The sequence below is a fragment of the Methyloceanibacter sp. genome, assembly GCF_035650995.1.
Classification (GTDB): domain Bacteria; phylum Pseudomonadota; class Alphaproteobacteria; order Rhizobiales; family Methyloligellaceae; genus Methyloceanibacter.
In genome coordinates this window covers 1-18632 of sequence record NZ_DASRGO010000109.1, presented here as the reverse complement: position 1 = coordinate 18632, position 18632 = coordinate 1, and the positions used below count along the sequence as shown (strand labels likewise).

Sequence of the window (18632 nt, the reverse complement as noted above, 5' to 3'; positions counted from 1 at the left end):
CTGTTCGCGATCGCGCCGGCCGTCGAGACGCCCATGTAGACCATCAGCGTGTTTTTGCCCGAGGCGAGTGCGGCAAGGTCGAGATGCGCGAAGGAGGGCTCCTCGCCGCCCGCCTCGTGGCCCGAGAGGAAGGTCACGGTGTGCGAGATGTCGCGATGGGTGAGCGGGATCTGCAGGCTCGCCGCCGCGGCGATGCCGGCGGTGACGCCCGGAACGATCTCGACCGGAATGCCCGCCTCGCGCAAGGCCTCGAGCTCCTCGCCGCCGCGGCCGAAGATGAACGGATCGCCGCCTTTCAAGCGGACCACAGTCTGGCCCGCGTGAGCGCGCGCGATTAGAAGCCGGTTGATCTCGCTTTGCGGAACGCTGTGCTCGCCCTTGGCCTTGCCGACCGGGATCAGTTCGGCCTCGCGGCGCGCATGATCGAGCACGCCCTCGCCGACCAATCGGTCGTAGAGGATCACGTCGGCGGCTTTCAGCGCGCGCACGGCCTTCATAGTGAGAAGCTCGGGGTCTCCGGGGCCTGCGCCGACGAGGAGCACGCGTCCCTGAAGATTGGGCGTCGAGGCTGCGGTCTCGATTGCCTCGCCGATCAGGGCCTTGGCCTTCTCCTCGTCACCTTCGAGCATGGCCTCGGCGGCAGCGCCTTCGAACACGGCCTCCCAGAATTTCCGCCGCCTCGCGCCGGACGGCACTCTATCGGCGACGGCGCCGCGAAATTCTCCAGCGAGACGCGCGAGCGCATCGAGCCGCGGATGCAGCTCCTGCTCGAGCCAGGCGCGCAGGCGCTGGGCGAGCACGGGCGCGGCACCCGAGGTGCCGATGGCGACCGTCACCTCGCCGCGATCGACGATCGCGGGAAGGACGAAGGTGCAGAGCTCGGGTCGGTCCGGCACGTTGACCGGAACGCCGAGCGCACGCGCGATGGCCGAGACGCGGGCATCTTCCTGATCGTCCCCGGTGGCGGAGACCACGAGCGGGCGGCCGCGCAATTGGTCGATGCCGGGCAAAGCAGGGAGAAGCGATACGAGCTTCTGTTCGGCAAGAGCGGCAAGCTCAGGCACGACATCGCTTGCGGCAACGTCGACCGCGGCGGCACGCTTGAGCAGAAGGCGGGCCTTCATAGCCGCAAGCTCGCCGCCGCCGACCACGAGCGGAGGCTTGCCTTCGAAGCTTACGAAGACGGGAAAGGTCCGCATCGCTAGCCTCCCACCGCAATCCGCTCTTGCGGCGTGTCGGCGAGGCTCTCTGGCGCAAGCTCGACCTCGAGGCCGTCGAGTTCCTTCGACATGATGATCTGGCAGCAGAGCCGCGAGCGCTCATCGACGTTGAAGGCGCCGTCGAGCATCTCGAGCTCCTCGTCGCTGGGCGGCACGAGCTTGTCGAGCCACTGCTCTGCGACCCAGACATGGCAGGTGGCGCAAGCGCAGGCGCCGCCGCATTCGGCCTTGATGGGAAGGCCCCAGTCGCGGATCACCTCCATCACGCGCCAGCCTTCGAGCGCCTCGAGCCGGTGGGCGCTGCCGTCGGGCATATGAACGGTAAGGAACATAACTCAGGCACCCCTCGCGGCCGATTGCGGCCCGCTCGTGTACTGGAAACTGATCGCGTTGTCAGGACCAAAGGCGAGCGGGCGCGGCAGACGAGAGCCCGCGCCAATGGCAGCCATTCCGCTCGAAGCCCGATTGGCCTTCATCGCCTCAATCGCCCGTCGCTCGCACCGGGATCGCCCGGTCGCAAACCCGAAAGTTAGTAGGAAATGTTTGCTCCAGAAAGGCGGTCTGCGTAAAAAGAAGAAAAATGGTTTCATTTGCACGCAAATGAGAGAAATATCTTCTACACGCCCCCTAAGGAGCACAAATCGTCCCCATCACAGCGACCTGGTGCAAATGCATTTCGCGGGAAGCCCCTGGCAGCGCCCGATTTCTGGAAGAACTACCGATTTCTGTGGGATCAATTTCTTCAATCCATCGGCATCCACGAGCCTGTTCGCCAAGCTCGACGTCACCTTCGGCGACGCGACTCGACGACGTCGGCGGCAAGGCCGGCATGCGCGTCTTCCGGTCGCAGAAACGTAACACCCCCTCACACGGCGCGGGCTCAGATCATTTCTGCTTCACCAAGGCGTCTCTGATCTCCTCGAGCAGCTGCACCTCGCGCGAGGGCGGCGGCTCGCTCGCCGGCGCCTCTTCCTGCTTGCGGCGCAGCTGGTTCATGCTCTTGACCACCAGGAACAGCACGAAGGCCACAATCGTGAAGCTGATCACGTTGTTGATGAAGATGCCGTAGTTGATGGTCGGGGCTCCGGCCTGCCTCGCCTGGGCGAGCGTGTCGTAATGCTCGCCGTTCAGGGGAATGAACAGATTGGAGAAATCGATGCCGCCCGTGACGACGCTCAAGGGAGGTGTAATGACGTCGTCGACCAGGGACTTGACGATGGTCGAGAAGGCGGCACCGATGATGATGCCGACCGCCATGTCCACGACATTGCCGCGCAGGGCAAATTCCTTGAATTCCTTGAACATCGCCCGTCCTCTCTCAAGCCAAGTCACCAGCATGCCACGTTTGAACGTCAATGGTGCGTGCGGAGTTTGCAACAGGCCCGCTTGCTGCTAACGCTTTGCGGTCTCGACAAGCGAGAGGGAACAAAGTGGCGACGGACGTTCCCGTTTCGGACAATCCCGCGCGCGATCGCCATCAGCTCACCACGCTGATCCTCGCGATCGCGATCCTGATCGGCACGTTCGCCGCCGTCTTTATCGCCATCGCCGCAGCGACCGCGCTCAACCAATACTGGTTCCTGCATTTTCCCCTTGGCTTCGTCGTCCTCTCCCAGGGCGTTCTGTTTCTCGTCATTGCCCTCGCCTTCTGGTTCGTTCGCGTGCAAGAGCGCATCGATCAGAGACGCAGCGAAACCACGGAGCTCGTCTAGGCGATGAACGGCCATCCGCGCTTGCGCACGCCGAACCCGCATCTCGGCGCCTATTACGGCATCGTCACGAGCGCCATCGTCTCGCTCGCGATCATGCTCGCCATGCTGGAGCAGCTCGGCTGGAGCGACGCCGCGATCGCGGAAGTCATGATCGTCGCTCCGCTCGGGCTCTATCTCGTCATCGCCGCCGGCACCTATACGCAGAACGTCGAAGACTTCTTCGCTTCAGGGCGCCGCGTTCCACCCGTGTTCAACGGTTTGGTGCTCGCCGCAACCGCGATCGGCGGGGTCGGTTTCTTCGCCTATACCGGGACGATTTTCTTTCTCGGTTTCGATGCGCTCGCGATCGGGCTCGGCTGGACGTGCGGTCTCCTGCTCGCGGGGGTGCTGTTCGTGCCCTATCTGCGCAAGGCGGGATCCTACACCGTGCCGAGTTTTCTCGGACACCGCTACCGTTCGCGCTATCTCCGTATGGCCGCGAGCGTGCTCCAGCTTCCGCCCACGGCGCTTCTGCTTGCCGCGGAGCTCAAGGTCGCGGCGATGGTCGCGGCGCTGTTTTTGCCTCTATCATTCTCGGGCGCCGTGATCTTGGTGGCGCTCGTGGTCGCGGCATCGGTTCTGATCGGTGGGATGCGCTCGCTCACCTGGACGGGGAGCGCGGAATTCATCACCGGAGCGGTCGGCCTTGCCGCGCCGCTCATCCTTATTTCCGTCCTCCTCACCAACCTGCCCGTACCGCAATTCACCTATGGCGAGACCCTGTCCCCGCTCCACGATGCCGAGATCACGACCGGGCTCACCCCGATCGCGCCCGATGCCTCGGCGTCACCCTTCCCTGCAACCGCTCCGCTTTCGGTCACCAAGCCGTTCCTCGAGCCGTTCGGGGCTCTGAGCGAAGGGGAATTCGCCCTTCTCTTTCTTTCTATCGCGCTCGGCACCGCCGCGTTGCCGAGTCTGCTCGTGCGGAGCGGGGTGACCGCCTCGGTCGCCGACCAGCGCCGCTCGGTGGCCTGGGCGGTTCTCATCGTGGCGCTGTTCGCCATGACGGCGCCGGCCATCGCCGCGTTCGCCAAGGTGGTCATGTTCCAGGACATCGCCAAGGCACCCGCCTCGGCGCTCCCCGCCTGGGTGAACGAACTCTCGAGCCGCAGTCTCTTGCAGGCGGGGGACGCCAACGGCGACGGAGCCATTGGGGCGTCCGAGCTCCATATCGCTCGCGACAGCATCGCGCTCGCGCTGCCGATAGCGATGCGGCTTCCCTACGTGATCACGGCGCTCATGGCAGCGAGCGGCATGGCGATCGCACTCGCCGCAGCGGGCTCGCATCTCTTCACCTTGTCGGCGAGCCTCGCCGAGGATCTCTACCGCGCGATCGACCGACGGCCGACCGCGTTGCCGCGGCTGATTGCCGCTTGGGCCGCGATCGGGGCATCGGCGCTCGGGGCGTGCGTCTTTCTCCTCATCGCCGACCTCGACCCGCTGCGGGCGGCGCTGACGGCTTTCGCCTTCGCCGGCGCGACGTTCTTCGCCCCGTTGCTGCTTGCGATCTGGTGGCCGAGGTCTACGGCACAGGGCGCTTTCGCCGCGCTTGGCGCAGGCTTCATCACCGTTGTGGCAGCAACCGCAATGGGCGCTTTCGACGGTGGACATGCACCGATGACCACGGCTATTGCGAGCCTCATGGGAGCGGGACTTGGTCTCGTCGCCGGAATCGCCGGGAGCTTGATCCGCTCCCGGACGTCAGAGGCCGAGGCGGCCTACTGCGAGGACATGCGCGACCCCGAGGGCGAGTCGATCTACGATCGGGCGCAGCAGCGGGCAGCGGCTGCGGCGGCCGCTGCTTCGGCGACCGCTTCGGGCCAGTGAGAGGCGGAACGGTGAAGCCGATGGACCGGCAGCAGACTCCCCATCAGCCGCGGCTCACGCTCTATCCCGAGATCGTGCCCTATCGTACGGGACGGCTCAGAGTCTCGGACCTGCACGAGATCTATTTCGAGGAATGCGGCTCGCCCGCCGGCAAGCCCGCCGTTCTGCTGCATGGCGGCCCGGGCGGCGGCATCAACCCGGTGATGCGCCGCTATCACGATCCGCGCAGCTATCGCATCGTGCTGTTCGATCAGCGCGGCTGCGGCCGGTCGACGCCGCATGCCTCGCTCGAAGAGAACACCACCTGGGACCTGGTCGAGGATATCGAGCGTCTGCGCAAGCATCTCGGCATCCATCGCTGGCAGGTTTTCGGGGGCTCATGGGGCTCGACGCTTGGCCTCGCCTATGCCGAGACCTATCCCGAACGCGTCACCGAGCTCGTGCTGCGCGGCATCTTCACACTCAGGCGCTCGGAACTTGAATGGTTCTATCAGGAAGGTTCGAGTTGGATCTTTCCCGACGCGTTCGCGGACTATGTCCGCGTCATACCCGAGGCGGAACGCTCGGACATGATCGCCGCCTATTACCGCCGCCTCACCCATCCCGACCCTGAGGTGCAGCTCGAGGCGGCCCGCGCCTGGAGCGCTTGGGAGGGAAAGACCTTGTCGCTTTTGCCCGATGCCGAGCGCGTGCGCCGTTTCTCCGAGGACCATTACGCGCTCGCGTTCGCGCGCATCGAATGCCACTATTTTGTCAATCGCGGCTTCTTCGCGAGCGATGACCAGTTGATCGCTGACGCCCACCGCCTTGCCGGCATTCCGGGCATCATCGTGCACGGGCGCTACGACGTGGTGACGCCGGTCAAGATCGCTTTCGACCTTGTACGCAACTGGCCGCAAGCGAAGCTCAAGGTCGTGCCCGACGCGGGTCACGCCATGACCGAGCCCGGCATCGTGCACGAGCTCGTCGCCGCGACCAAGTCCTTCGCCGGCTAGCTCCGCCGCTAACCCTGCGCAATGTTGCCGATGAAATTGAGCGCCACGTTACGGCGATGCGGCGCCGCGCGATGCTCGACCACATAGACGCCCTGCCAGGTGCCGAGCACCATGCTTCCCCCGACCACCGGGATGGAGAGGCTAACGGCGGTCAGCATGGACTTTATGTGGCTCGGCATGTCGTCGGGACCCTCCTCCTGATGGGCGTAACGCCGGTCCTCGGGCGCGAGGATGTCGAGCGCATCGAGCAGGTCGCGCCGGACGTTGGGGTCGGCGTTCTCCTGAATGACGAGCGACGCCGAGGTATGGCAGATGAACGCGGTGAGGAGGCCGTTGTCGGCGCCAAGGCTGTCGAGCCAGCGCGCAAGCTCGCGGGTGATCTCGGTAAAGCCCTTGCCCCGCGTTTCGACCGTGAGCCTGTGGCTCGCCTGGGTCATCCCCGCCATGCGTCTCTCATCATCCCGGCTGCGACATGGTGACGAGCCGAGCACGCCGCTCGGCTAAATCGCAACGATTCCAGCCCTATTTGTCCCACATTAGGGCGCCGTTTAACGCAAAATTTACCCACCCTTGCCACCGTGAGTTTCGACCCCTTCGTCGCGTGTCTCTCTCACTTTTTCGAGTCCCACGCCCGATCGGACGCAAACATTTGCGGCGTCATACTCCATGGGGAACGGGATGGCTTCGGAAGCTACTTGGCAAAGCGGCGGGGCGCAAAGATCCGGCGAGGCACCGACCGAAGGTCCCATGGATCAGCGCACGGTCGAGAGCCTTCTCCGCAGGCTTGTCGAGCGGGTCGAGGAGAGCGAGCGCCGCTATAGCGAGGCGCTCGACGAGTTGCACGCGAGGCTCGACCAGCTTTCGCAGACGACCGATGCCGCACGCGCGACCAGCACCCCGGCCGAATCGGCGACACTCGACCGTCTGCAAGACCAGGTGAGCAACCTCGCGCGCCGCTTCGAGCCGCAAACCGCAAATCCCCTCGAAGATTTCGAGCGCCTTGGCAAGGCGCTGTCGGCGAGCCTCGATGTCGCCGCGGCGGGGGCCCACGATCCTTCCAGCGCAGGCGAGGTGCCGACCGCCTTTTCGTCGGCGCCGATCCCACCCAGAACGGCAGAGACACCTAAGCAGGGATTTCCGGATTTTGGCTTCAAGGCGCCCGCATCGACTTTCCCCTCGCTCGATCTCCCGCCGCTTGGAAGCGAAGGCGCCTTCGACAAGCGCCTGACCGACGTCGCCCATCAGCTCGAGCGCTCGCTCAGCACGGTGATGCCGGCCGCCACCATCGAGGCGCTCAACACGCGGCTCGACGAGATCGCAAACCAACTCAGCGGGGCGCTTAGGCAGGCCTCGAAGCTCGACAATCTCGCCTCGGTCGAGAAGCAACTTTCCGAGATGGGTCAACAGCTTAGCCGCGCCGAGGCGCAGCTTCAGCGCATCGCCTCGATCGAGGAACAGCTGCGCACCCTGATCGAGCGCTTCGACGCGGCTCCCGACGTGCTCGAAGAGATCGCGACCAAGGCGGCGAACGAAGCGGCGCGCCAAGTCGCGGAGAAGCCAGTGTCGACAGCGAGCGAAGACCGGCTCAACGCGATGCACCGCGATCTCGTGGCGATGAGCGACAAGGCCCGTGCGAGCGACGAGCGTCTGGCCGGATCGCTCCAGGCCGTGCACGAGTCGCTGAAGCAACTCGTGGCGCAGGTGGAAAGAAGCGGCTCTACCCCGGCTCAGCCGCAGAAGCCGCAAGCGCCGTTCGCCGAGCGCTTTCGTGCCCAGGCCGAGCAGGGCCTGCCGCCGCTTCCGCCCTTCCAACCGACGCTGACGACGCAGGCAGGGGCTCAAGGGACGGCCGCGGCGGCCGCCCCCAGCGACAAATCTCTCAAGAGCCGGCTTGCCGGATCGATCTCCGATTTCCAGGAGAGCGAGGCCGCCCCGAAATTCGGACGCGGGAAGCGTCCGCCGCTCGACGAGGAGGCCGTGGATCTCGACGCTCGAGAGGAGCGCGGGAAGGTCGGTCCGAAGGGAAAAGACGATTTCGCTCGCGACGATCTCGTGGCGGCTGCCAGGCGCGCCGCCCAGGCGGCTGCGATCAAAGCCGAGGAACGGGCCGGCGGCAAGGCGCGCCGCGCCACCGATAAGATCGCGCCTGGCACCATCCCAGACGCCGACGCGCCATCGAAACGTAAGCGTTCGCTGCTCATGGTGAGCGCCGCGATCCTGCTTATCATCAGCGCGGCCCTGCTTTACAGCCGCCTGCGCTCGAAGCCCGAGGTCGAGGCGACCCCTCCCGGGGCGGAGGAGACGGTCCCAGGATCCACCGGCGGCGACGAGATTACGCCACTCCCCGACAATTCCCGCCACGGCACGACCCTTCCCGGCGAGACGCAAGGCGCTCCCACTCAGGGGGCGCCGGAGGCCAGTCCGCCCGCGCGATCCGGAGCCGACGTGGATCCCGGCATGATCGAGCAAGATCCTGGCGACGGCTCGGCGACCGGCTTCAATCAGGGCATCGACCCGAGTCCCGACGACAGCGCGCCAAGCGCGACGAGCCAGGCGGGCGGGGTCACCGATGTCGCCAAGTCCTCCTACCGCAAGCCAGCAGTCGCCGAGGGGACACCGCGGCCGGAGCCCGCTTCATTCACCCCGCAGGGCATTGCCACGCTCCCGCCCGGCGTTTCGGTCAGCATCGAGGAGCCTTCGCTCGGCGGGGCACGGGTTACGGCGCCCGAGCAGCCGATGCCGGCCACGCTTCCCCTGCCGCCAGAGTCGCTCGGACCCACCTCCCTGCGGCAGGCCGCAGCTTCAGGCGACCCGCGGGCGCAATACGCGATTGCGCTTCGCTATGCGGACGGCCAAGGCACGGCCCAGGACCTGATCGAGGCCGCGCACTGGCTCGAGCGCGCCGCGGCCTCGGGGCTTGCTCCTGCCCAATACCGTCTCGCCTCGATGTATGAGCGCGGCCAAGGCGTGGTCAAGGATCTCGGCAAGGCACGTTCCTGGTATGCGGCGGCGGCCGAAAAGGGCAACGTCAAGGCCATGCACAATCTCGCCGTCGCCGTGAGCTCGGGCCAGGGGCCGGTGACCGATTATGCACTCGCCGCCAAGTGGTATGGCGAAGCCGCCTCTTACGGCCTCGCCGACAGCCAGTACAATCTCGGCATCCTCGCCGAACACGGGCTCGGTATGGCGAAGAATCTCGCCACCGCCTATCAGTGGTTCGCGCTCGCGGCCGAGAACGGCGACGCGGAAGCCGCCAAGCGGCGCGACCTGGTGAAGGCTCAGCTCGACGCCGCGACGCTTGCGTCGGCCGAGCAGGCGGTCAAGGCCTGGAGGGCAAAGCCGGCTCCGGCAGAGGCGAACGAAGTCGACGAGCCTGCCGGGTGGGCCCTCCCAACGGAGACCCCGACCGCCTCGCTCATCACTCGCGCCCAGAAGCTGCTCAACAAGCTCGGCTACGACGCAGGTCCCGCGAACGGCCAGCTCGACGCCCAGACGCGCAACGCCATCAAGAGCTTCGAGCGCCGCAACGGTCTCGACGAGACGGGCGAGGTCAACATCCCGCTCGTCACCAAGCTCGAACGCCTGACAAGCTGATATCAAGCCGCGGAAATCAGAGCCGGAAATCGGAGGGCAGAGGCCAGAAGGCGGTGGCCAGAACCGCCAATTTCTGGTTTCTGATCTCTGGCTTCCGATTTCCGACTCCTGATCCCGATGCTCCAAGTCTACCTGCCCATTGCCGAGGTCTCGGTGAACCTGTTGGTCATGCTGGGGCTCGGAGCGGCGGTCGGCTTCCTGTCCGGCATGTTCGGGGTTGGCGGCGGCTTTCTGCTCACGCCGCTGCTCATGTTCTCGGGCGTCTCGGCCCCGATTGCGGTGGCGACGGGGGCCAATCAGATTGTCGCCACTTCGGTCTCCGGCGCGCTCGCCCAATGGCGGCGGGGCAATATCGACCTCCGCATGGCCAACGTGTTGATCGCAGGCGGCGCTGTCGGCGCGTTCATTGGCGTGCTCCTCTTGAGGTTGTTGCGCCAGATCGGGCAGGCGGGACTTCTTATTTCGCTCACCTATGTCGTGTTTCTCGGCGCCATCGGCGTGCTCATGCTGATCGAGAGTGCGCGCGTCATCCATAAGGCGCGCTCCGGCAAGCCGGTGCCAGCGCGGCGCGGCAGCGCGCATAACTGGATTCACGGTCTGCCGTTGAAGATGCGCTTTCCGACCTCGCGCTTATACATCAGCACCATCCCTCCGCTCGTGATCGGCGCGGTCGTCGGCCTGCTCGCCGCCTTTCTCGGGGCGGGAGGCGGTTTCATCATGGTGCCGGCCATGATCTACCTCCTGCGCATGCCGACCAATATCGTGATCGGCACGTCGATGTTTCAGATCATCTTCGTCACCGCGATCGTGACGCTGCTGCAAGCGACCTTCAACCATTCGCTCGACGTGGTTCTCGCGCTCATTCTCGCCATCGGCGGGGTGATCGGCGGCCAGTTCGGAGTGCGCGCAGGACACAAGCTCAAAGGCGAGCATTTGCGTCTCTTGCTCGCTCTCCTGGTACTTGCGGTCGCCTTCCGGCTGCTGCTCGACCTCGTGCTGAAGCCCGAGGACGTCTACAGCATCGTTCCCCAGCTGGTGGGGGCATGATGGCTAGAGGACTTTGGCTCCTGTTCGCTCTTTGCGCGCTCTCGCCAGCGCCGGCGGGCGCGGCCGAGCCCGCGCCGACTGAGACGGTGCAATCCGATGTCTCGACCCGCGAGATCTCCATTCAATCGAATTTCGCCGGCATCGAGATCGTCATCTTCGGCAGCATCGATTTCAGCCACGCGCTGGCGCCCGACGAGGGCAATTACGACGTGATCACCGTCATTCGCAGCCCGGCTGAGCCGATCGTCGTCAGGCGCAAGGAGCAGGTGGCCGGGATCTGGGTCAATCGCGCCGGAAGAACCTTCAAAGGCGTGCCGGGTTTCTACGCCGTGCTCGGGACGAGGCCGTTCAAGGCGATTACGACCGAAGACACGCTGAAACAGCTCGGCGTCGGCTTCTCCAATCTGGAATTCGGCAAGAACGCGCAGGATGACGCTACGGTGGCCGCCTACAGGTCGGCGCTGACCAGGCTGAAACAGGACCAAAACCTGTTTCAGGAGCATGACGACGGCGTCACGTTCATAGGCCGCAGCCTGTTCAGGGCGAGCGTCGATCTGCCGGCGAATGTGCCGCTCGGACGCTATACAACCGACGTCTACCTCTTCCGCGACGGTCATCTCATCAGCAAGAGCGAAGGGACGCTCGAAGTGAGCCAGGCCGGCTTCGAACGCGCTGTCTCCCTGCTCGCGCGCGATCACCCCTTCGTCTACGGCCTTGCGGCCGTGACTATCGCGGTGATGATCGGACTGTTCGGCTGGGTGGTGTTTCGCCGCGACTAGGTCAATCGGGCAACAGCAAGCTGCCCAGCACCGGGTAGACATCAGCCCGGCCCATCATCCAGGCTTCGAGCCTATGGCGCAGGAAGAGATCGCCGAAGGCCCGGTCGAGAACGTTCAGGCCACCGGCATAAGCGCCGAAGGCCGGCATTACCAGCCGGTTGCCGTCGGTCGCGAAACAACGGCGTCGGATCACCGCGCCCCGCCGCGCGATCCTCGCTACGGGGTGCAAATGGCCGGCGATCTCCCGCTCGGCGACGGTTGCGGAAGGTTCGTGACGGAGGGTGATGCCGCAAATCGTAAGCGTGGTGCAGATCGTGCCGCCGATCGAGGCCGGGAGATGCGGATCGTGGTTGCCGCAGATCCAGTACCATTCGCGGCCTTTCTGCAGGCTGGTCAGAAGCGCGAGGTCGTCATCCGCCATCCGCGCGGCGCCCTCGCTCCGATGGAAGCTGTCGCCGAGCGCGACGACCCTGCCCGGCCTGACCGCGTTGATGACCTTCTCGAGCCGCTGCAGCGTGGTGCGCGTATCGTAGGGAGGCAGCAGCATGCCGAGAGCGGCGAAGGCCGCGCCCTTCTCCAGGTGAAGATCGGCCACGAGGAGCGTGTCCTCGTCCTCCCAATAGAGCGCGCCGGCGGCGAGCGGCCGCATGACGTGGCCGCAGACGCGGATGCGCGAGCGGATGGAGGGAGCAATGTCAGGCATGAGATCAGGCTTGGCGCGCAGCATGTCCGCTTAAGGCCTCCGCGATCAGCTCTTCGACGGTCTCACGCAACAAGATCTCGCTCGCCCCCCCAGCGACGCTCTCGCGGCCGATTTCAAGCATGACGGGGACCGCAAGCGGCGAGACTTGGCTCAGGCCAATATGCCTGATTCGTCCCCTGATCCGTGCGAGGAATTGGTTAAGACGGCCGACATCGATGAGGCCGGTCGCCGCATCGGCGAACGCCGCCTGCAACAGCACATGATCGGGCTCGTGCTGGCGGAGCACGTCGTAGATGAGGTCGGAAGAGACGGTCATCTGCCGCCCGGTCTTTTCCAAACCCGGATGGCGGCGCTCGATCAGGCCGGAGATGATGGCGCAGATGCGGAAGGAGCGCTTCATGAGACTCGACTCGGCAAGCCAGGCATCCAGATCGTCGCCGAGCATGTCGGCATCGAACAGCTTGCCGAGATCGAGCCGCCCGTTCCCGATCATATTGCCCATGTCGTTGAGCGCCCAGACGGCGAGCGCGTATTCATTGGCGACGAAGCCGAAAGGCCCGGCGCCCGCCCGTTCGAGCCGCCGCGTCAGCAGCATGCCGAGGCTCTGATGGGCAAGCCGCCCCTCGAACGGATAGCAGACGAGGTAATATCGGCTCCCGCGCGGAAAGGTTTCGACCAAAACCTCTTCGGGGCCCGGCACGACCGAAATGTCCGCCTGAAGCCGCAGCCAGTCTGAGACCTGATCGGGGAGCCGCGTCCAGGTGTTCGGCTCGGCGAGCAGTTGGCGCACCCGTTCGGCGAGATAGGTCGAGAGCGGGAACTTGCCGCCGTCATAGGCCGGTACCTTCGGCTCGCTCGCGTGCGCGCGCGTGACGATGGCATCAAGCTCGTGCAACCCCTCGAAGCGCAGGATTTCGCCGGCAAACACGAACGTGTCGCCGGGCGTGAGCTGCTCGATGAAGTACTCCTCGACCTCGCCAAGGACGCGTCCCGCCGCCAGCGCGGACTTCGCCTTGAACGCGCCCCCTTTCAACCGGGCGAGCCGCACGCGCACCATGGGTGCTTCGACGATGGTGCCGACATTGAGGCGGTATTGCTGCGCAAGCCGGGGATGGGCGAGGCGATAGAGGCCCTCAGGGGTGCGCCTCAGCTTGGCGTAGCGTTCGTAATTCGACAGCGCGTATCCGCCGGTCGCGACGAAGGCCACAACCTTGTCGAAGCCCACGCGGGTCAGCCCCTGATAAGGGGCCGCGCTCGTGACCTCGCGATAGAGACGGTCGGGATCGAACGGCTCGGCGCAAGCCGTGCCGAGAACGTGCTGAGCGAGCACGTCGAGTGCGCCGGGCCGTGCGGGAGGCGTATCTTGCGCTCCCTCTTCCGCGGCCTCGAGCGCCGCCTGGCACTCGACCACTTCGAAGCGGTTGGCAGGCACGAGCACGGCCTTGCTCGGCTCGTCGATGCGGTGATTGGCGCGGCCGATCCTCTGAGCAAGCCGGCTCGCACCTTTAGGCGCGCCGACATTGATGATGAGATCGACGTCGCCCCAGTCGATGCCGAGGTCGAGCGTCGAGGTGCAGACCACGGCGCGGAGCTTGCCCTGAACCATCGCCGCCTCGACCTTGCGCCGCTGCGCCACGTCGAGCGAGCCGTGATGGAGGGCGATCGGCAAATTGTCCTCGTTGTAGCGCCACAATTCGTGAAACAGCATCTCGGCCTGGGAGCGCGTGTTTACGAACACGAGCGAAAGCCGGTGCGCCTTGATCGCGCGGTACATCTCGGGGAGGGCATAGCGGGCTGAGTGTCCCGCCCACGGAAGCTCGGCCTCCGAGCGCAGGATGGAGATGTCGGCCTTGGCTCCCTCGCGGCCCATGACGATCTCGGCAAGGCGGGTGGCCTGTTGGCCCTTGTGCGGCACGAGGTAGGCGGCAAGCTCGTAAGGCCGCGCCACAGTCGCCGAAAGACCAATGGCGGTGAGCTCCGGCGCATGAGTGCGCAGCCGCGCGAGGTCGAGCGCGAGCAGGTCGCCGCGCTTGCTTGTGGCGAGCGCGTGCAGCTCGTCGAGGATGACAAATTTGAGCGAGCCGAATAGCTCGGCAGCGCTTTTGTGCGACAGCATCAGCGCGATCTGTTCGGGGGTGGTGAGAAGCATGTCAGGCGGCGACACGCGCTGGCGCGCGCGGCGTTGGGGCGGCGTGTCTCCGGTGCGCGTCTCGATCCTGATGGGAAGATCCATCTCTTCGATGGGCGTTGCGAGATTGCGCGCGATGTCGGTGGCGAGCGCCTTGAGCGGCGAGACATAGAGCGTGTGGAGGGAGCGGAGAGCGCTCCGAGCGCTCGGCCGGGACGAGAGATCGACCAGGCTCGGCAGGAAGCCCGCGAGCGTCTTGCCGCCCCCGGTCGGCGCGATGAGAAGGGTATCGCGCCCCTCGCCGGCCGCTTCGAGCAGCGCGAGCTGATGGGGGTGGGGCTGCCAGCCGCGGCTTGCGAACCAGGAGGCAAACGGCTCCGGCAATGTTCGGGCGGCCGCCGGTTCAGGCGCCGCGAGCCTCCTCATCGCGCTTCTTGCCATTTCGTCCTGCTTGACCTTGCCAGCCGGCAGCACCAATTCTGCTGCAATTCGAATCGAAGGTTACGATCTCTTCAAGGCGAAGCGGTAGCCTTCGCCTGGCGCGAACAAGGGAGCCGATCGATGGAACGGTTTTTTGGCGGGAATCCGGCGCTCGTTCTGATCAGGCTCGCCATCCTCTCGCTCATCGTCGGCGTGGTGCTGGCCGCTCTCGGCTTCAGCCCGCTCGAGCTGATCGACAGCCTGGAGCGGCTGGTCCAGCGCATCTACGACATGGGCTTCACGGCCGTCGAGAAGGCCGCCCGCTATTTCCTGCTTGGCGCCGTCATCGTCTTCCCGATCTGGTTCATCACCCGGCTTCTCAAGATGATGGGACGCGGCTCGAGCGAGATGCTCGATCCCGGCTCGCGCAACCGGCAAGTCTAGGCTTGGGTGGGCAACGGCCGATGCCCCGTTGCCCGCCGCAGAACTGATGGGGCACCCCCTGCCCCTCGCCGGGGTTTTCCCGCTTTATCCCAGAATCTCGAGCACGTTCTCGGGCGGGCGGCCGATCGCAGCCTTCTTGCCTGAGATCACGATGGGACGCTCGATAAGAATCGGGTTCGCAACCATGAGCGAAATCAGCTCGTCGTCCGAAAGCGCGCGATCCTCAAGACCGAGCTCGGCGTAGCGCGCTTCGCCGCGGCGGATGAGATCGCGCGGGCGCATCCCAAGTTTCTTTAGGATTGCTTTCAGCTCGGCGGCCGAGGGCGGGTCCTTCAGATAGTCCACGACGTTCGGCTCGACCCCGCGCGCTTCGAGAAGCGCAAGCGTCTGGCGCGACTTCGAGCAGCGTGGATTGTGATAGATCGTCACCATTCCAGTCGCCGACAAGCGCCCTGCGCCTACCTGACAAAAGGGCCGGCGGAAAGCCGGCCCAACTTGCTTCAGGCAAAGTTTTCCCCGCGCTATTTCTTAGCCGGGCAGAGCAGCGCGGCAAGAGTGCCCGGCTTGCCGGGGCAAGCAAAAATGTGGCGGTGCTTGGCCTGAGCGTTCCCGCTCATACCGGCAAACAGGCTGACCACGATGATCGCAACGAGTGAAAGCTTCGTTGTGGTTTTCATGTTTTTACCTCCCTCATTAACGGGGCGAGAGCCCCACCGGTAACCTACAACTCACGGCCGCACCCACGCCATGCGTCACTTGGCAATTGTCCGGTTGTGCACAGGGGGGGGCGGCACGGGCCGCCGGAGCCGATTCCCGTCCAGCGCGCCGAAACCGTAAGATTTCGCGTTCTAAGATTGCTCCGGCTCACCGTCCGCCTCGGCCGACACCATGATCTCGGCGGCGAGCTTGTTTTTGAAATAGACGAGCATGCGCTCGTAGCGCGGAATGCCTTCGTCAACCTCTGCGATCAGTTCATTGATGCATCGGCCCCCGATCTCGGCTTCGCCGGCATTGCGGTGGGCGACGAGCCTAAGATGCAGGGCCGTCTTGGCGCGGATGATCTCCTCGATGAGCTGTATCGGCGACTTCATGCCTTGAAGATTCCCGCGATGCGTGTGCGAGGCAGCATGTTCTTTTCCGAAGCGATAACATTTTGCTAATCCGCGGGCCATGTTCACGCGCTGCGCGCGGCCCACTCTTCGGCGCGCCTCCCGATTAACGGCTTCAGGTCCGTGGCATCGGCGCGCTCGATTGCGGAAATAAGCGCCCGTTTGATGCGGCCGATCAGGGCAGGCCCCTCAAACACCAGCCCGGTGTAAAGCTGAAGCAGGGAAGCCCCGGCCTCGACCTTGGCGACGGCCGTCTCCGCCGAATCGATGCCGCCGACGCCGACAAGCGGCAGCTTGCCTTGGGTGAGCTTGTAGACGCGGGCGAGCATACGGGTCGCCCTCGCGAAAAGAGGCCGCCCCGACAGCCCGCCGGCCTCGCGGGCGAAAGCGGCATCCTTGAGCCCATCGCGGACAAGCGTCGTATTCGACACCACGATCCCGTCCGCCCCGTTCGCCACGATCACGCCAACCACCTCGGGCAGGTCGTCATCGGCAAGGTCGGGCGCGAGCTTGACGAGGAGTGGCGGCTTACTGGGAAGAGCGCCGCGGGCTGCCTGCACGCGCTGGAGCAGAGCATCGAGCGCGGCGGGAGCCTGGAGGTCGCGCAAGCCCGGCGTGTTGGGCGAGGAGATATTGACGGTGAAGTAGCTCGCCACCGCGCCCATACGCTCGATTCCGGAGACATAATCGGCGACGCGGTCGGGGCTGTCGCGTCCTGCGCCGATATTGACGCCGACGATTCCCGCCGGACGCTGTTTCAGCCTCGCCAGCGCAGCCTCCTGGCCGTCGTTGTTGAAGCCGAGGCGGTTGATCACGGCGCGGTCGCTCATGGAACGGAACACGCGCGGAAGCGGATTGCCGCTTTGCGGGCGCGGCGTCAGCGTACCGACCTCGACGAAGCCGAAGCCCATACCAAGAAGCTCGCGCGGCACACGAGCGTTCTTGTCGAAGCCAGGTGCCATGCCGATCGGATTGGGAAAATCGAGGTCAAAGATGCGCTGCGCGAGCCGCTTGTCGTCAGGCTCGGTCGTGTGCGGATAGAGACCCAGCTCGAGCGATTTGACGGCGAGGTCGTGCGCGCGTTCGGGGTCGAGCGCAAGCAAGAGCGTCTGACCGAAGCCGAACAGTCCATTCACGGCTGGGCTCGGCGCGGTAGGAGATGCTGCCCGTTTTGGCCGATCGGAAGTGGCTCATCCCACAGGAGCGCATCGAACTCGAGCGGGCCGTAGAGATGGGGAAAGAGCGCCCCTCCCCGCGAGGGCTCCCATTGCAAGCGCTCGCCCAGGCGCTCGCTGTCCATCGCGAGCAAGACGAGATCCTCTCGGCCGGCAAAATGCTTGGCAAGCGTCCCTTCGAGCTGATCGGCAGCGGAGAGATGAATGAAGCCGTCCCGCAAGTCGTCGGCGGATCCGTCGAAACGGCCTTTGGCCTTGGCCTCTGCAAGGTCGGCGCGGGTCATCACCTTGTATACCGTCCCGTCCATAAATCCTGGTACTAGACCGCAGGACGGGGTCGAACAAGACGTGGGCTCGGGCCCCGCGCATTGCATTGGACAAGTACGGCGAAAATAAGCCATAATTCCTAGATTAGGTATAAATTCCGATTCGGTAGTGTCTTGAGACACTACCCGGGCGGGCACAGGGAGGCCCCCTTGAACAGGCTTACCCATGCCAAGGTCTGGTCGGCGATCGATGCGCTCGCGCGCCGTTACAACCTCTCCGCCTCGGGCCTCGCCAAGCGGGCCGGGCTCGATCCCACCTCCTTCAACAAGTCGAAGCGGGTGACCGGCGAGGGGCGCCCCCGCTGGCCCACCACCGAGAGCATCGCCAAGGTGCTCGAGGCGACCGGCGCCTCCTTCGAGGACTTTACCGCGCTCGTCATGGCCGAACCCCGCGGCGCCCGCGCCCGCGCCCAGCCGATTCCGCTGATCGGCCTGACGCAGGCCGGCGCCGGCGGCTTCTTCGACGACGGCGGTTTCCCGGTGGGCCAAGGCTGGGACCAGATCCGCTTTCCGCGCGTGGACGATGAGAACGCCTACGCGCTCGAAGTGACGGGCGACAGCATGCAGCCGCTCTACCGCGACGGAGATATCCTCATCGTCTCGCCGAACTCGGCGCCGCGCAAAGGCGACCGCGTGGTGCTGCGTACGACTGACGGGGAGGTGATGGCCAAGATTCTGGTGCGGCGCACGGCCAAGACCGTCGAGCTCGCCTCGTTCAATCCCGCGCATCCCAACCTGGCCTTCCCGGTCGACCGCATCGACTGGATGGCCCGCATCGTCTGGGCGAGCCAGTAGTCGGAGATGAGAAGTCGGAAGTCGGATAAAGTGAGCCTTAGAAAGGCCCGATCTCCCGCGTTCGATACAGCGTTCAAGCGACGACTTTCGACTTCTGATGTCCGACTTCTGATTTCAGGTGTCGCGCATGGAACTGGCCTCCCGCATCCTTTCGGTCCTGCTCGGGCTCGCTGTCGTTGCCCTGCTTCTGTGGCCCATCAACATCCCCCTCGGCTTCGGCCAGGCATGGTGGGCAAAGGAGGTAGCCGCGAAACGGGAGGGCAGCAGGGATGCAACGCCTCAAGCGGCGCCTCCGTTAACGGCCTCAGTCTCAAAAGCC

At 65.3% G+C, this 18632-nt stretch carries 20 protein-coding genes; 9 read left to right on the top strand and 11 right to left on the bottom strand.

The window, feature by feature from the left end; all coding sequences use genetic code 11:
• Positions 1-1199 (bottom strand): siroheme synthase CysG (gene cysG, locus VFB18_RS08430; RefSeq protein ID WP_324973527.1); only part of this gene is annotated, 1199 nt, incomplete at its 3' end.
• A 2-nt stretch (positions 1200-1201) separates the two neighbouring features.
• Positions 1202-1552, bottom strand: a complete 351-nt coding sequence (locus tag VFB18_RS08425; RefSeq protein WP_324973525.1) for a 2Fe-2S iron-sulfur cluster-binding protein — start codon at positions 1550-1552, stop codon at positions 1202-1204.
• Between the two features lie 106 nt (positions 1553-1658).
• On the opposite strand from VFB18_RS08425, the gene VFB18_RS08420 reads away from it, so the two are divergent.
• Complete coding sequence (locus VFB18_RS08420) at positions 1659-2078, top strand: hypothetical protein (RefSeq protein ID WP_324973523.1); 420 nt, start codon at positions 1659-1661, stop codon at positions 2076-2078.
• Between the two features lie 27 nt (positions 2079-2105).
• On the opposite strand, the gene mscL is transcribed toward VFB18_RS08420, so the two are convergent.
• Positions 2106-2525: a large conductance mechanosensitive channel protein MscL gene (gene mscL / locus VFB18_RS08415; RefSeq protein ID WP_324973520.1), complete on the bottom strand. Its 420-nt coding sequence runs from the start codon at positions 2523-2525 to the stop codon at positions 2106-2108.
• 125 nt (positions 2526-2650) lie between these two features.
• Here mscL and VFB18_RS08410 point away from each other — a divergent pair, with 125 nt between their 5' ends.
• The 3 genes from VFB18_RS08410 to pip are packed head-to-tail and all read left to right on the top strand — an operon-like array spanning position 2651 to position 5793.
• Complete coding sequence (locus VFB18_RS08410; protein WP_324973517.1) at positions 2651-2932, top strand: sodium/substrate symporter small subunit; 282 nt, start codon at positions 2651-2653, stop codon at positions 2930-2932.
• A gap of 3 nt (positions 2933-2935) precedes the next feature.
• Positions 2936-4798 (top strand): solute symporter family protein, encoded by a 1863-nt coding sequence (locus VFB18_RS08405; RefSeq protein ID WP_324973515.1) that lies wholly within the window; start codon positions 2936-2938, stop codon positions 4796-4798.
• 20 nt (positions 4799-4818) lie between these two features.
• Positions 4819-5793, top strand: a complete 975-nt coding sequence (gene pip / locus VFB18_RS08400) for a prolyl aminopeptidase (protein ID WP_324973512.1) — start codon at positions 4819-4821, stop codon at positions 5791-5793.
• 8 nt (positions 5794-5801) lie between these two features.
• Here pip and VFB18_RS08395 read toward each other — a convergent pair whose 3' ends face one another.
• Positions 5802-6239, bottom strand: a complete 438-nt coding sequence (locus VFB18_RS08395; protein WP_324973509.1) for a secondary thiamine-phosphate synthase enzyme YjbQ — start codon at positions 6237-6239, stop codon at positions 5802-5804.
• Positions 6240-6471: 232 nt separating this feature from the next.
• Here VFB18_RS08395 and VFB18_RS08390 point away from each other — a divergent pair, with 232 nt between their 5' ends.
• From VFB18_RS08390 to VFB18_RS08380, 3 genes are all read left to right on the top strand, one after another.
• Entirely contained in the window at positions 6472-9387 is a 2916-nt protein-coding gene (locus VFB18_RS08390) for an SEL1-like repeat protein (protein ID WP_324973506.1), read from the top strand.
• Between the two features lie 117 nt (positions 9388-9504).
• Positions 9505-10434 carry a sulfite exporter TauE/SafE family protein gene (locus tag VFB18_RS08385; RefSeq protein ID WP_324973503.1) on the top strand — a complete coding sequence of 310 codons (930 nt, stop codon included), beginning with the start codon at positions 9505-9507 and terminating at the stop codon, positions 10432-10434.
• A complete protein-coding gene (locus VFB18_RS08380; RefSeq protein ID WP_324973500.1) occupies positions 10434-11213 on the top strand; it encodes a TIGR02186 family protein in 780 nt (259 codons plus the stop codon). Before VFB18_RS08385 ends, VFB18_RS08380 begins: the two co-directional genes overlap by 1 nt.
• 1 nt (position 11214) lies before the next feature.
• Here the strand turns inward: VFB18_RS08380 and pdeM are convergent, their stop codons facing one another.
• Positions 11215-11916, bottom strand: coding sequence for a ligase-associated DNA damage response endonuclease PdeM (gene pdeM, locus VFB18_RS08375; protein WP_324973497.1), 702 nt, complete (start codon positions 11914-11916; stop codon positions 11215-11217).
• 4 nt (positions 11917-11920) lie between these two features.
• On the bottom strand, positions 11921-14485 hold the full coding sequence (locus VFB18_RS08370; protein ID WP_324973493.1) for a ligase-associated DNA damage response DEXH box helicase: 2565 nt from the start codon (positions 14483-14485) through the stop codon (positions 11921-11923).
• A 120-nt stretch (positions 14486-14605) separates the two neighbouring features.
• On the opposite strand from VFB18_RS08370, the gene VFB18_RS08365 reads away from it, so the two are divergent.
• Entirely contained in the window at positions 14606-14908 is a 303-nt protein-coding gene (locus VFB18_RS08365; RefSeq protein WP_324973490.1) for a DUF6460 domain-containing protein, read from the top strand.
• An 84-nt stretch (positions 14909-14992) separates the two neighbouring features.
• Here the strand turns inward: VFB18_RS08365 and arsC are convergent, their stop codons facing one another.
• The 5 genes from arsC to VFB18_RS08340 all read right to left on the bottom strand — a co-directional run bounded on the left by arsC (position 14993) and on the right by VFB18_RS08340 (position 17500).
• Positions 14993-15340, bottom strand: coding sequence for an arsenate reductase (glutaredoxin) (gene arsC, locus VFB18_RS08360; RefSeq protein WP_324973487.1), 348 nt, complete (start codon positions 15338-15340; stop codon positions 14993-14995).
• Between the two features lie 89 nt (positions 15341-15429).
• On the bottom strand, positions 15430-15585 hold the full coding sequence (locus tag VFB18_RS08355; RefSeq protein WP_324973484.1) for a hypothetical protein: 156 nt from the start codon (positions 15583-15585) through the stop codon (positions 15430-15432).
• Between the two features lie 171 nt (positions 15586-15756).
• Positions 15757-15999, bottom strand: a complete 243-nt coding sequence (locus VFB18_RS08350) for a hypothetical protein (RefSeq protein ID WP_324973481.1) — start codon at positions 15997-15999, stop codon at positions 15757-15759.
• Positions 16000-16082: 83 nt separating this feature from the next.
• Positions 16083-17153, bottom strand: a complete 1071-nt coding sequence (locus VFB18_RS08345) for a quinone-dependent dihydroorotate dehydrogenase (protein WP_324973477.1) — start codon at positions 17151-17153, stop codon at positions 16083-16085.
• Positions 17150-17500, bottom strand: coding sequence for a DUF952 domain-containing protein (locus tag VFB18_RS08340; RefSeq protein WP_324973474.1), 351 nt, complete (start codon positions 17498-17500; stop codon positions 17150-17152). Before VFB18_RS08340 ends, VFB18_RS08345 begins: the two co-directional genes overlap by 4 nt.
• Positions 17501-17668: 168 nt before the next feature.
• On the opposite strand from VFB18_RS08340, the gene VFB18_RS08335 reads away from it, so the two are divergent.
• On the top strand, positions 17669-18313 hold the full coding sequence (locus VFB18_RS08335; RefSeq protein WP_324973472.1) for a helix-turn-helix transcriptional regulator: 645 nt from the start codon (positions 17669-17671) through the stop codon (positions 18311-18313).
• Positions 18314-18632 lie beyond the last annotated feature (319 nt).

Coding starts and splice junctions, on each gene's coding strand:
- VFB18_RS08425 (WP_324973525.1), bottom strand. CDS start 1,552: ATGTTCCTTACCGTTCATATGCCCGACGGCAGCGCCCACCGGCTCGAG.
- VFB18_RS08420 (WP_324973523.1), top strand. CDS start 1,659: ATGGCAGCCATTCCGCTCGAAGCCCGATTGGCCTTCATCGCCTCAATC.
- mscL (WP_324973520.1), bottom strand. CDS start 2,525: ATGTTCAAGGAATTCAAGGAATTTGCCCTGCGCGGCAATGTCGTGGAC.
- VFB18_RS08405 (WP_324973515.1), top strand. CDS start 2,936: ATGAACGGCCATCCGCGCTTGCGCACGCCGAACCCGCATCTCGGCGCC.
- pip (WP_324973512.1), top strand. CDS start 4,819: ATGGACCGGCAGCAGACTCCCCATCAGCCGCGGCTCACGCTCTATCCC.
- VFB18_RS08395 (WP_324973509.1), bottom strand. CDS start 6,239: ATGGCGGGGATGACCCAGGCGAGCCACAGGCTCACGGTCGAAACGCGG.
- VFB18_RS08390 (WP_324973506.1), top strand. CDS start 6,472: ATGGCTTCGGAAGCTACTTGGCAAAGCGGCGGGGCGCAAAGATCCGGC.
- VFB18_RS08385 (WP_324973503.1), top strand. CDS start 9,505: ATGCTCCAAGTCTACCTGCCCATTGCCGAGGTCTCGGTGAACCTGTTG.
- VFB18_RS08380 (WP_324973500.1), top strand. CDS start 10,434: ATGGCTAGAGGACTTTGGCTCCTGTTCGCTCTTTGCGCGCTCTCGCCA.
- pdeM (WP_324973497.1), bottom strand. CDS start 11,916: ATGCCTGACATTGCTCCCTCCATCCGCTCGCGCATCCGCGTCTGCGGC.
- VFB18_RS08370 (WP_324973493.1), bottom strand. CDS start 14,485: ATGGCAAGAAGCGCGATGAGGAGGCTCGCGGCGCCTGAACCGGCGGCC.
- VFB18_RS08365 (WP_324973490.1), top strand. CDS start 14,606: ATGGAACGGTTTTTTGGCGGGAATCCGGCGCTCGTTCTGATCAGGCTC.
- arsC (WP_324973487.1), bottom strand. CDS start 15,340: ATGGTGACGATCTATCACAATCCACGCTGCTCGAAGTCGCGCCAGACG.
- VFB18_RS08355 (WP_324973484.1), bottom strand. CDS start 15,585: ATGAAAACCACAACGAAGCTTTCACTCGTTGCGATCATCGTGGTCAGC.
- VFB18_RS08350 (WP_324973481.1), bottom strand. CDS start 15,999: ATGAAGTCGCCGATACAGCTCATCGAGGAGATCATCCGCGCCAAGACG.
- VFB18_RS08340 (WP_324973474.1), bottom strand. CDS start 17,500: ATGGACGGGACGGTATACAAGGTGATGACCCGCGCCGACCTTGCAGAG.